General features: G+C 39.9%; 9 protein-coding genes. 6 read left to right on the top strand and 3 right to left on the bottom strand.

Going from position 1 to position 13585, the window contains the following annotated elements; genetic code table 11:
- Positions 1 to 114 precede the first annotated feature (114 nt).
- Positions 115 to 936, bottom strand: a complete 822-nt coding sequence (locus tag A7967_RS01040) for a substrate-binding periplasmic protein (RefSeq protein WP_054205538.1) — start codon at positions 934 to 936, stop codon at positions 115 to 117.
- Positions 908 to 2101, bottom strand: coding sequence for a porin (locus A7967_RS01035; RefSeq protein WP_054205537.1), 1194 nt, complete (start codon positions 2099 to 2101; stop codon positions 908 to 910). The genes A7967_RS01040 and A7967_RS01035 overlap by 29 nt, the downstream gene beginning before the upstream one ends.
- A gap of 99 nt (positions 2102 to 2200) precedes the next feature.
- Between A7967_RS01035 and A7967_RS01030 the strand changes: the two genes are divergently transcribed.
- The 6 genes from A7967_RS01030 (at position 2201) to A7967_RS01005 (ending at position 11110) form a co-directional block, all read left to right on the top strand.
- Positions 2201 to 4081 carry a methyl-accepting chemotaxis protein gene (locus A7967_RS01030; protein ID WP_054205536.1) on the top strand — a complete coding sequence of 627 codons (1881 nt, stop codon included), beginning with the start codon at positions 2201 to 2203 and terminating at the stop codon, positions 4079 to 4081.
- Between the two features lie 503 nt (positions 4082 to 4584).
- Positions 4585 to 6267, top strand: coding sequence for a chloride channel protein (locus tag A7967_RS01025; protein WP_054205535.1), 1683 nt, complete (start codon positions 4585 to 4587; stop codon positions 6265 to 6267).
- A 19-nt stretch (positions 6268 to 6286) separates the two neighbouring features.
- Positions 6287 to 6721, top strand: a complete 435-nt coding sequence (locus A7967_RS01020) for a CopD family protein (protein ID WP_054205534.1) — start codon at positions 6287 to 6289, stop codon at positions 6719 to 6721.
- Positions 6722 to 6805: 84 nt separating this feature from the next.
- Positions 6806 to 7822: an aspartate carbamoyltransferase gene (locus A7967_RS01015; RefSeq protein ID WP_054205533.1), complete on the top strand. Its 1017-nt coding sequence runs from the start codon at positions 6806 to 6808 to the stop codon at positions 7820 to 7822.
- Positions 7823 to 7853: 31 nt separating this feature from the next.
- Positions 7854 to 9134: a glutamate-1-semialdehyde 2,1-aminomutase gene (hemL, locus tag A7967_RS01010; protein ID WP_064435253.1), complete on the top strand. Its 1281-nt coding sequence runs from the start codon at positions 7854 to 7856 to the stop codon at positions 9132 to 9134.
- A gap of 134 nt (positions 9135 to 9268) precedes the next feature.
- Positions 9269 to 11110 (top strand): methyl-accepting chemotaxis protein, encoded by a 1842-nt coding sequence (locus tag A7967_RS01005; RefSeq protein ID WP_054204190.1) that lies wholly within the window; start codon positions 9269 to 9271, stop codon positions 11108 to 11110.
- 48 nt (positions 11111 to 11158) lie between these two features.
- Here A7967_RS01005 and mrcB read toward each other — a convergent pair whose 3' ends face one another.
- Positions 11159 to 13540: a penicillin-binding protein 1B gene (gene mrcB, locus A7967_RS01000; RefSeq protein ID WP_054204191.1), complete on the bottom strand. Its 2382-nt coding sequence runs from the start codon at positions 13538 to 13540 to the stop codon at positions 11159 to 11161.
- Between the last annotated feature and the right edge of the window lie 45 nt (positions 13541 to 13585).

Below are 13585 nucleotides of genomic sequence, written 5' to 3'. Positions count from 1 at the left end.
GCTGCGTTTGTAACAAAATGTAGGCTTTGTTATTTTTTATAAAACTAGTCCCGAAATAATAAACGATGCATTTAATCTAATCAATGTACAAAAACCGCATAACTATCAAAACACTCACTCTTTAACTTTCCCTGTTTCATTCATCACATCAAGCAACGCTCTATTCATTCTTTTTATAAAATCGTCTTTATATGGATAGCTAAACTCACGGCTAAATCCTATGTGCGCGGTTCTATGACTAAGCTCATCTTTTTCTATAACTGTAACCGTATTATATTGCGGGTAAGTTTTATTTATGCTGTTTAGTTCATATTGTGTGGCTTTTCTATCGTTGACGTAACAATCTATTTTATTGGTAAGTAATTTGATTACATTCGCTGCGGTGCTTTTATTTTCCCATAACTGGATTCGCCCTCGTGCAATTGCTTGTTTATAACGTTCATCCAGCAGTAAATAACCAGCATTCATTCCTAAATGAACAGGTTTATTAACCGGTAAATCTAAATTTAATGCAGCTTTTAAATCAACATTTTCACGACAATAAGTCACCACAAATTCGGTCCCTAACGCCACCGAATATGACGAAATAAAAGGCCTTGAATCATAATGTAAATACGGAGGAACCACGCCAATAACATCGCCTTTTTTAACGGTAAGTAATGCTCTTTTCCATGGTGTTGGAATTATTTTAACGTGATAATCTAGCTTTAATTGAGTACTAGCACGTCTCAATAAATCAATATAAATCCCTTTTACTTCACCATTTTCTAAATAGCTATACGGCGGATAATCATCATCAGCTAAAATAGTAACATCTACGTTGCTATGACTTGTAAATGCACACATCAGCATGAGTAAGCCCGTAATCAGTATTAAACGCTTTTTTAAAATATGCATGTTTTTACTATTAGTAACTCCACTTTTGTGAGTAATCATAGCGAAACCCTACTGATAATGAACTAAAGTCAGCTAAATAATCAAAGTCTCGGTAAAGGTATTCAACATGTAAACGTAAGTTTTCTGCAGGCAACCATTCAAGCGTTAAATTTGCGCCATTATAGTTTTGCGTTTGATCGGCTTGGTGTCCATCATCAAAATCAAAATAACCCATTTTTACTTTATAATTTTTGCTCAGCGGATAAGCCATTGATACATCAAGTGTATGCCCGTCTCTATCCAGGCTTAAGTCTCTATTGTATTCTTTTGCTTGATATCCCAGCGCAAAATACAAACCACTATCAAAAGAGTAAGCTACTGATCCAGCAACAATATTATTATCTCCCAACGCTTGTTCATTTTCATAGATACCTTTATTTGTATACGTCAAAGCAACATGTAAATTATTTTTATCATAACTTACCCCACCATTGATAAGGTCACTTTTATTATCGCCTTGTGCGCCATTAAATTGGCTAACCAGCATCCACGTAAAATCACCTTGCGTTATCTGATAAGTAAGCAGGTTATTTACAAAAAAGAGACTTTCAGGATCATATGCAAACGGGCTATTACCGTGGTTAAAAATATCGACGTACTCAGCAATAAACAGGTACTGAGCTGGGCGCTGTTTGCCTATACCAACCTTCCCATAAGGACTATCCAAAGCAACATAGACTTGCCTAGCTTTACCAAAATCACCATTATTTGATAAATCAACGCCCCACTCACCATGGAGAATCCCTTGCCATTGGTCGTTAAATTCTACCGTTGATTTAATACCAACATGAGAAAGTGCGTCTCTTACATCCCATTGAGATTCGTTGTCTTCATCAATATATCCGAGTGTTGGTCTTATTGTTGCGTAAATTTTAACATCTTTTTTAATAGCCTCAGGTGATGATACAGGTAATTGCAAATCAGTAATTGGGGGGATTATTGCGACATTTGACGCAACAGAAGAACCCTGTTTTTTATTTTCAAGCACCTCAATTCTTTTACTGATACTCTCAAACTGTAGTGTTAATGACTCTAAAGCGGCTAATTGCGCGCTGATTTTATTTAGCTGTAATTTTAAATTTTTTAGTTCTTGTTGTTCATCTTGAGCGTATACTGAAAACGAGCAAGATGTAGTTAACAAAAAGCAGATGAGCTTTATTTGCATGAATGCGCCTTACCATTTAAACTTTTCCTAAGTGTAGACTATGTTTATATATACATAACAAAAAACACTCGTTCTTATTCAGTCAAAAAGTGAAATATTATGAAAATCAGAACTAAATTCTCCATCGCTTCAGGCATAGTGGTATTTATCGTTATTTCACTACTTGCAACAACAACATACTTACTTGTACAACAAACGCTAAAAAAGTCCACCGACGCGTATGTGCAGGATAATGCATCACTGTTATCACAAAGCATTAGCAATTGGCTGGTTAGTAAATCAGCACAAGTTAATGTTTTAAAAAAGCAGATTGAATCAGACTTCTCTAAAGATAATTTTCAAGCTGGGTTAGAAAACCCAGCCTTTTCAGATGATTTTTCATTAATGTTTGGTACGCTAAGCGATGAAAAAGGGCTTCGCTCTAATGATAAACAGAGGGTTAATCCACCTGGTATCGATTTTAAAGAAAGACCATGGTACAAGTTAGTGCAAAACAACGATGCGATCTCATTTACCGCACCTTATGTTGATGCTGCTACAAACGAACTATTATTATCAGTTGTCACTGCAATTAACACTTCTAGTGGTTTTCAAGGTGTTATTGGTGGTGACTTGAGCTTAAATGCCATTGCTGATAGCGTAAATACCATTAACTTTAACGGCAATGGTTTAGCATTTGTTGTCGATGGCACAGGTAAGATTATTACTCACCCGACCACCAGCCTCAGCAATAAACAAACTCAAAATATTTACCAAAAATCCCCAACTGAAAGTAAGCAAATTTTAGAGATTGAGCACGAAGGGCAAACAAAGTTACTCTACTTTTATCCCTTAAGTGATAACGCTGGCGTTGATTGGTCTTTAGCCATGCTACTTGATAAAGATAAAGTGTATGAATCCCTAACTGTCTTTACAACACGTACCTTTTTCATTGCTATTTTAAGTATTGCTTTTTGTGTGTTGGTCATCAGAACATTGGCAACAATACTATTAAGACCGCTAGATGAACTAGAGCATGCAATCAGTGAAATTGCCTCTGGTGGCGGAGATCTAACTCAACGATTAACAGTAACTACAGAAGATGAGTGTGGCGTGGTAGCTAAAAGTTTTAATCGCTTTTTATCGTCATTACAGATATTAGTGACGGGCGTTATTGATAAAGCGAATAGTGTTGAAGCGCAAAGTGCAGCAGCAAAATCATTATCAACCGAATCAAGCCGCTCCCTGAACGAACAATACCAATTAATTGATAGTCTAGCCACTGCGATGCATGAGATGAGCACCACCTCATCTGAAATTGCCTCCAGCGCACAAGAAGCTGCAACATCAGTAACCTTGGTAAATGATTCAACGAGTTCAAGTAAAACCTTGTTTGAAAAAACCACATCAGATATTACTAATCTATCGGATTCAATTTCTAACTCCCAAGAACTGAGTAATCAATTAGCGGAACACAGTAATAGTATTGAGCAAATACTTTCTGTAATAAATAACGTAGCAGAGCAAACCAATTTGCTTGCACTAAATGCAGCAATTGAAGCAGCAAGAGCTGGGGAGCAAGGGCGCGGGTTTGCGGTTGTGGCCGATGAAGTAAGAACCTTAGCCTCAAGAACGCAAAGCTCAACAACAGAAATAAAAGCAATGATTGAGCAGATTCAACTGTTTTCATCAAAAGTACAGCAAGCTATGGAGCAAAGTAAGCAAAAGGCATCGCAGTGTGTTGAGCAAACTGAGGTTGCCAATCAATCTTTAAACACTATTTCTATGTCAGTTAAAGACATTATGGATAGGAACTTTCAAATAGCTGCCGCGATTGAAGAGCAAAGCACGGTTATTGAAGAAATTAATAAAAATACAATTAATATTAAAGATATTAGTGTGCAAGTGGATGAATTTGCTAAAGAGCAATTTGAAACCAATACAAATCTAGCTGAAAACGTAAATGCTCAGCAAGATTTACTGAAAAAATTTATTGTGTAATTAAACTTGATGGTATATGCCCAAGTCACCTCAAGATGTAAGTGTCAGTTGGAATTAAAAGCGATTTAGACAAGGCATTGATTGTAAATAATGGTTGCCCCCTTGTTAAAATCAATAGCGCAGTATAAATCGCTTTTAAACCAACCCTTTGGGCATTTCACAGACGCTTACTTTCATCGTTGTAACTTCTTAAAAGGGACTGCCATTACTGCAAATAACGCCTTGATATTAAACACCTGTGAAACGCTGAATTCTGCATTTTGAGGTGGTTTGGGCATAAATATACCTGCAAGCTCACCTTCTGCATATTGAAACTGTATTAATAATACGGCGCACTAAGCCGTCTATTTACCACTAATAAATCCCCCCATCCCCCCGTACTTATGCCCTTGAAATGAGTCTGATAAAATCAGAGGTTACCCGTAGATAATTCAAAAATCAAAAGGACTTACTGCCGTACATTTGATAAACTGCCCGCCTAAATGGGTGGCGAGGAAAAATGCATGTGGCTTGAAACGCTTAGGCGTCGCTTGGCTAAGCCAAAAACATCGGTGCAACTGTGCTTACTAGGTGTATGTGCTGGTTTAATTGCTGCGTTTTTTATCATCTTATTTCGTTTAACAATTCTATTCTTTCAAGGTTTATTTCTTGAAACACCTGATGACTTTACAACACTGCCAACCCTTGAACGGGTATTAATGCCAATTGGCGCGGCCTTTTTGATTGCCTTATTTGCAGCCCTAACAGGCTTTAAACACTATCGCTTAGGTATTCCCTTTGTTATCCATCGCATAAAACGTCACTACGGGCAAATGCCGTTATATAACACGGTTAATCAATTTGTCGGTGGTGCATTGGCGTTAATTAGTGGTTTTTCTGTTGGACGGGAAGGGCCTTCTGTACATCTAGGTGCAACGGGCGCGAGCTTGCTTGCTGATAAACTGCACTTACCTCACAATGCTATGCGCACGCTAAGCGGTTGTGGTGTTGCAGCAGGTATTGCCGCTTCATTTAATACACCACTAGCAGCCGTCATTTTTGTGATGGAAGTGGTGCTCAGAGAGTATAAAATCCACATATTCGTCCCCATTATGCTTGCCGCCGTAACGGGGGCCCTTGCCACTCAATTTGTATTTGGTGATGTCTCTGAGCTTGCGCTTATTGTTGTTAACCCCTTAAGCGGTTGGCATTACCCATTTTTAATCATTTTTGGGATGGCTTTAGGCGCGGTTGCTTTTGCGTTTAATCAAAACCTGATGATGATAATTCGCACATTTAAACCCCTAAGTATGTTCCCACGCTTACTATTGGCTGGCGTAATTGCAGGTGCTATTGCTTATACGGTCCCTCAAGCTATGGGCTCTGGTATGAGCGCTATTACTATTGCAATTGAATCTCCTGATGATGTACAACTGTTAACAACCATTTTAATTGCTAAGTTGCTTGCCACCTTATTTGCGATTGGATTGGGTATCCCCGGTGGAATTATAGGCCCAGTTATTGGACTGGGTGTATTAATGGGCACTCTCATGGCATTTTTTGCACAATTTATTAGCCCCGGTGCTGATATAGCCGGCACTTATAGCGTATTAGGCATGGCAGGCTTACTCGCTGCCACACTGCATGCCCCGCTTGCCGCTTTAACAACCGTTATGGAACTGACCTCAAGCCCTGAGATTATTGTCCCTGCTATGCTGGTTATTTCGACAGCCTACGTCACTGCATTACAAATTTTTGGTAATCGTTCTATTTTCTTGCAGCAATTAGATTTTCAAGGTTTGTCGTATCATGTATCCCCTGCCACTGAGGCATTACAAAAAGTGGGGGTGATGGATGAAATGGATGAAAACTTTAAATTGCTCTACTCCGCGGATAAAGAACAAATTAAAACCAGCCTTGATGCTGTGAGTAGTCAAACTCCCTTGATTGTTTACGATACTGAAAATGGCTACCGTTTAGCTGAATACGATTTAAGTTTAATGTCAGAACAAAATATATCAATAAATTACATTAACTTACAAGGCGTTAGTAGCCAATCAACACTTGCTGATGTATTTGACTTACTAAAAGATAAGCGCAGCGGTGCTGTGTATATTTATAACTTACTCGATAACCAACAAATTATGGGAATTATGCGCTGGGATCAGATCCGCCATATCCTTACTATACGTAATAGCTTACTGTAACAAAAAATAAGAGAACACTATGAGCGCGCTACTGGTTTATAAAGCCTTACATGTATTTTTTATGATTGCCTGGTTTGCCGGCATATTTTACTTACCACGCCTTTTTGTTTATCACGCCATGAGTGAAGAACGAGCCTGTAATTCTATGCTTAAAGTGATGGAGCGTCGCTTGCTCTATTTTGTAACCCCTTTTGCCATATTAACAGCCGTATTTGGTGTACTACTCATTGTTGAATATGGCCGGGAATGGTTTAAATACAGCATGTGGTTGCATTACAAATTAGTACTCGTCATCGCACTGTATATATACCATGCGTATTGCTTTAAATTACTCGCTGATTTTAAACATGACCGTAATACACGCAGTGATCGCTTTTATCGTATTTTTAATGAGTTGCCCGTGTTAGCGCTATTAGTCATCGTATTTTTAGCCATAACTAAACCAAGTTTATAAAAAATTTGCTATAGTACCGCGCGATTGCGTGCCCATCTTTGATGGTTAGATCGCGCCCCTTTTCAATGTGATAGGAATAACCCCATGTTAAGTTTCCAAGGTGAAAATATTCTTTCGGTCAATCAGCTTGATCGTGACTGTATTGAACGTATCTTTGCAGTTGCAAAGAAAATGGAGCCATATGCTAAAAAGCAAAAACGCACAAACGTGCTTGAAGGGGCAATATTAGCAAACTTATTCTTTGAGCCAAGTACGCGTACTCGCGTAAGTTTTGGTACTGCTTTTAATTTATTAGGCGGTTTGGTTCGCGAAACAACCGGTATGCAAAGTTCAGCTCTTGCCAAAGGCGAGTCGCTCTATGACACCGCTCGTGTTATTTCAGCTTATGCCGATGCAGTCGCCATGCGCCACCCTGATTCAGGCTCAGTTGCTGAATTTGCAACAGGTTGCTCAGTGCCTGTCATAAACGGCGGCGATGGCCCAAACGAGCACCCGACACAAGCACTACTTGATTTACTGACTATTGAACGTGAACTTCACCGCTTTGATCAAAACATTGATGGTATGCACATCGCCCTTGTTGGCGATTTAAAATATGGCCGTACGGTGCATTCGTTATCAAAACTACTGTGTCATTATAAAAACATTAAGTTTTCGATGGTCGCACCTGACGGCTTACAAATGCCAAGCTACATTTTGGATGCTGTTGATAATGCGGGTCATAAAATAGAAATTGTTGATAAAATGGAAGGCAATTTAGCCGCTGACATTGTCTATCAAACACGTATTCAAGAAGAGCGCTTCCCATCACAAGAAGAAGCAAACAAATACCGTGGTGGCTTTAGAATTAGTCAATCTATTTATAATGCCCATTGCAAACCCAACTCTATTTTAATGCACCCACTGCCGCGAGATAGTCGTATGGAAGCTAATGAGCTCGATAACGATTTAAACCTAAATGACAACTTAGCAATTTTTCGTCAAGTACAAAATGGCGTATTAATTCGCATGGCTCTGTTTGCACTTACACTTGATGTTGCCGATAAAGTAGAGCAATACGAAGTTGCAGTGCCTTGGTTTAGCCGCAAACGCGATAGTTAATTTTTAAAGTGACAACTTAATAGGATTTTTCATGACAATTAGCCAAGATTTATTTGCCCGCGCACAACAATCTATTCCGGGTGGTGTTAACTCACCAGTACGTGCCTTTAATGGCGTTGGCGGCACACCGCTATTTATTACCAGCGCACAAGGCCCATTTACTTTCGATGCCGATGGCAATCGTTATATTGATTATGTAGGTTCATGGGGTCCGATGATTATGGGCCATAATCACCCTGCAATTAAGCAAGCAGTGCTTGAAGCGGTAGAAAATGGCCTAAGTTACGGCGCACCTACCGAAGCTGAAATATTAATGGCCGAAAAAGTAAAAGAGCTAGTTCCATCAATCGAAAAAGTTCGCATGGTAAGCTCAGGAACTGAAGCCACCATGAGCGCAATTCGCTTAGCTCGTGGCTTTACTGGCCGTGACAAAATACTTAAATTTGAAGGGTGTTACCACGGTCATGCTGATTCACTACTAGTGAAAGCAGGCTCAGGTGCATTAACTATGGGCGTGCCTAATTCACCGGGTATTCCTGAAGATTTTGCTAAGCACACATTAACAGTGTCGTTTAATAACCTTGATGAAGTGAAAGCCATTTTTGCAAAATATGCAGATGAAATTGCGTGTATTATTGTAGAGCCAGTGGCCGGCAACATGAACTGTATTCCTCCTGTTCCTGGCTTCTTAGAAGGCCTGCGTGAAGTATGTGATGAATATAAATCAGTGCTTATTTTTGATGAAGTAATGACCGGCTTTCGCGTAGCACTTGGCGGCGCACAGGCTTATTACAACATCATCCCTGATTTAACCTGTTTAGGTAAAGTTATTGGCGGCGGTATGCCTGTGGGCGCGTTTGGTGGTAAAACGCAGATCATGGATTACATAGCTCCAGTTGGCCCTGTCTATCAAGCGGGTACTCTTTCAGGTAACCCTATTGCAATGGCCGCAGGTTTGAAAGCGCTAGAGCTACTTAGCGTTGAAGGCCTACACGCTAAGCTTGAAGCGAAAAGTAAAGCAATCTGTGAGGGTTTTGAAGCAGCAGCAAAAGCTGCAGGTATCGCCCTTACAACTAACTATGCCGGTGGCATGTATGGCTTTTTCTTTACTGATCAAGACAAAGTAACCACTTACGAGCAAGCTACACAATGCGATTTAGAGCGCTTTAAAAAGTTCTTCCACTTAATGCTTGAAGAAGGCGTTTACTTGGCCCCATCAGCATTTGAGGCAGGTTTTGTATGTTCTGAGCATTCAGAGCAAGAGATTACAGATACGATTGCCGCTGCACAGCGCGCTTTTGCTAAACTATAAGTATTAGTTTTAGTGTAATTAAAAAGCCCGTAAGGGCTTTTTTTGTTTATAGGCTAATATTAATGAATGATATTGCAAGTAAGCTAGGTCTTACTAAACAGCATTCACTATTTTGCCTATAACAAGAGAGCACTATGTCAGGACTACGACGCGCAACTTCCCCTGCTATCAACTTGATGGCAAATTTAAAATACAAAACTAAAATTAGTCTAGTATTTGGTATTTTATTAGTTCCCCTAAGTGTTAGCCTATTCTTCTTACTCTCGTTATTAACCGATAGTATTCATGTTTCAACAATGAAACGTCAAGGTTTACAAAGTTACAGTGCTTTACTCGAAAACCAAATGAACTCCCAAACAAATAAAAATGCTGCTATTGCTCGCAGCTTCGGTTATCAAGTTAGTGACTCTCAAAACAAGGATGCGCTTGAATTAGTCTCTATCCAATCGCAACTCGCTGTGGATGATCATTTAGCCAGTGCTTACTTGAACCGCGCACTGGTATCTCCCATCCCAGCTTTAATAGAACAAGTTAATTTAACAAGCAATAGCGCAAATACAGTTTTAACTAATCAAGGCTTTACTCCTGACACATTTATAGCGCTGTCAAATTTATCTAAATCCTTACCTCAGTATGAAGAAAACATTGAAAAAACCTTATTAGTAGCCACAACGGCCAACAAACAAGTGAGTAAAATTTTAACTCCTTTGATAAATAAACTACAGCAAAGTACCCTTAACTTTAAGCGCGCCATCGACAGCAAACTATTAGAGCCCGATAATTTAGAAATAACACAGGCCGAGTTTTCTCAATTACATCAAGCAGTCACCAGCAATATCAAAGAACTTATAAAGCAAAGTGTGCCAACACTTGAGCAACTAATTACTGACAAGTTACAGCAGCAACAATGGATCAGAAACATTGTATTAATTGCTTCAATATTAAGTTTGTTGAGTGCATTTTATTTATTAATTGGTTTTTATTTTGCTGTAGTGGATGGTATTACCCGATTTGCTGGCGCAGCAGAACAAGCTGCTAATGGCGATCTAAGTGCTAGATTAGAATCTATCGGCAGTGATGAAATGAGCATTATTACAGCCCGTTACAATGCATTACTAAAAGCATTTAGTAATCTATTAGCAGAAGTAAAAAAAACAACCGTAGATTTAAGCAGCGCTACGGTATCACTTGAACAAGCAAGCCATCAAACAAGTCATGATGTAAGCGAGCAACAAGGGCGTGTAAATACAATTCACAACGCATTAAGTGATATGTCAGACAGTGCTCATGCTGTTGAAGAATCAGCAAATCAAGCAATGTTAATTGCGCAAAATGCAGCCCAACATGTTAAAGAAGGCTCGCGTAACACCATGGAGCTTGCTCAGTATATGCAAGACTTACAAGTGGAGTTTAGCGAAAACCAACAAGCACTCGATCGCCTAGCCGTGGATAGCCAAAATATTGGTAATGTAAGTAAAGGTATTAGTGAAATAGCTGATCAAACCAACTTATTAGCGCTAAATGCCGCTATTGAAGCAGCGCGCGCTGGAGAGCAAGGCCGTGGTTTTGCTGTTGTTGCTGATGAAGTACGAACACTTGCTTTACGTACACAGGCACAAACTCAAGAAATACACCAAATTATCAGCTCATTGCAGCAAGCATCAGATGATACACAACAAAAAATGCGTTCAAGTGTAGAGAAGATGGTGCACTCAGTGCAGTCAGCAAATGACACTAATAATGTGCTACAAAATGCAGAAAAAAGCATGCAAGAGATCAAAGTACAAGGTGAGCAAATTGCGCAGCGTGTGCAATTACAATCCCAAGCAACAACCCAAGCGTTAAACGATGCCCAACAAATTAGTCACTTAGCAGAGCAAACCCAAACATCTGCGCAGTCTAGCCTATGTGATGCGAAAAAAATTAGTCAGCTTTCAGAGCTACTATCCGATGCAATGCGATTTTTTAAATCTTAATGTATGCTATAAAAAAGCCAACTTATGTTGGCTTTTTTACTTAGAGACTTAACGCTGGCAACTTGGCCTTGGTTCGAACTCGCTAACCCTAAGTGGTAGTTGAATAACTTTACCGCATCCCGGTGGTGCTTGTTTTCCTGTCAGTTCATTAATAAATGCCCAGCGAATCGAAGCAGGACGTGTATCGGCAATTGCTTGTGGGTTAAGCGGTTTAAGATAACGGATATACGCTTCAAGCGCCCCTACACTGCCTGTTAAGCCCGTACTTTTATTATCATCACGACCAAGCCATGCGACCGTTACTGTATTTTGATCAAACCCTGCAAACCAGCTATCACGCAAGTCATTACTCGTGCCTGTTTTACCCGCTAACTGAATTGACGGAAAATGGGCATTTAAACGTTTTGCGGTACCATCTTTTGTCACTCGCTTCATCGCATACTTGGTCATGTACATGGCGTCTTTTGCAAACCTTGGCTGTGATTTCACCTTATGTGAATACAAAACACTGCCTACAGAATCAGTCATTGCTGAAATCGATGTCAGCGCTCGGTATTCACCGTCAGCTGCAAGCGTGGTGTAAAGCTGCGCCACCTCAAAGCTCGACATTTCAAGTGCACCTAATAATAGTGAAGGATAATGATCTATTTGCTCTTTAACACCCAGTTTATTAAGTGTATCGGCGACGTTATCAACACCAACATCCAAGCCCAAATTCACTGCTGGAATATTAATACTTTGACTAAACGCTTTATAAAGCGGCAACATACCACGAAACTGACGATCAAAGTTCTCAGGCTGCCATACTTTTCCTTGCTCATTTGTCACCTGCAAAGGTGAATCATCTAACAAGGTGGCTAAGTTATAATTAGGCGAACTAAGTGCCGTTAAATATACCGCAGGCTTCACCAATGAACCAATATTTCGTTTAGTATCAAGTACACGGTTAAACCCTAAAAAGCGCGGATCACGTCCCGCAACTAAAGCCGATACACCGCCTTTTTCTACATTAACTGAGATCATCGCCGCTTCTAACTGCTCTGTCGTTGAGCGCTTCTCTAAGTACGGTAAACTATTTGCTATTGCCTCTTCCATCGCAGCTTGTTTTTGCAAATCAAAATAGGTAAACACCCTCACACCGGCATCTAGCACCTCTTGATCAGGTAATAGTTTTTTCAACTCACGATCAACTAACTCCAAATAACCCGGGTATGATTTTGTAATGCTGTCTTTCATTGGTGACACAGTAATAGGACGCTTTAGCGCTGCACGGTACTCTCTGGTATCAATTAATTGATTTTCGACCATTAAACGCAATACTAAGTCACGGCGTTCCATCGTCCGTTCACTATAACGACGCGGGTTGTAATATGACGGACCTTTAACCATTGCCACCAGTAAGGCTATTTGGTCAAACTCAAGTTCATCAACGGGCTTTGAAAAATAAAAGTCTGACGCTAACCCCATGCCATGAACACCTTGGTTATAGGATTGACCAAGGTATACCTCGTTTAAATAGGCTTCTAGGATCTGATCTTTTGAATAACGGTAGTCTAAAATTAAAGCAATGAGTGCTTCGTTGAATTTACGCACCAGCGTGCGCTCACGGGTCAAATAAATATTTTTAGCTAACTGCTGTGTTAACGTACTGCCACCTTGAACCGTACGACCGGCTTTAATATTACTATACAAAGCACGCATAATTGACCACACAGACACACCATGGTGTTTATAAAAATTTTGGTCTTCAACCACCAGCAAGGTATCTTTTAGCATTGGCGGGAATTTATCAAGTGGTACAAATTCGCGATCTTGTTTTGAGTCATTGCCAATACGTGCTATTTGCACCGGCTCCAAACGCGCTGAATTAACACGGCGCCCAAACTTATCTTTAATCGTCGCCAGTTTTTGCCCCGCGAAACGCAGCTCAATTTCACTCGCTTGCTCAAACCCGTCATAAAAATCAAACTCACGACGGTAAATTTTGATACTGTCTGGGCCTTTAATATATTGCCCAGTACGGCTTATTTTATTAACGGAAGAATAACTTAAGCGTTTGAGCTCCCAAATAACTTCGTCACTAGATAAAAACTGTCCTGGATAAAATGTCATTGCTCTGGCGTATACTTGCGCAGGCAGTTGCCATTTATTACCTTCAAATTGGCGCGTTACCTTTGCATCAAGATAAATCAAATATAAACTCATAGCGACGATACCCGCTAAAGTTAACTTCCAGAAAATAGACCATAGCTTACGCCCAATACTGCGCTTTTTAACATTTTCAGACGCGTTCTTTTTAGCTTCAGTTTTTTTATTGGCAGTGGTTTTACTCACCGTTTTTTTTGCGGCTTTAGGTGTCGAGCTTGGCTCTTTTTTTGCAGGGCGTTTTGAAGACGTTTTTGTTGTTCGCGAGTCTTTTTTATCAGTCATTGACGTTGCTATTTATTTCCAGAAGTTAATTTTACAGAGGTAATG

The sequence above is a fragment of the Pseudoalteromonas neustonica genome (assembly GCF_001653135.1).
In the GTDB taxonomy this organism is placed as follows: Bacteria; Pseudomonadota; Gammaproteobacteria; order Enterobacterales; family Alteromonadaceae; genus Pseudoalteromonas; species Pseudoalteromonas neustonica.
Note: the sequence above shows the minus strand (reverse complement) of the source record. Positions and strands in the feature narration are given on the sequence as shown.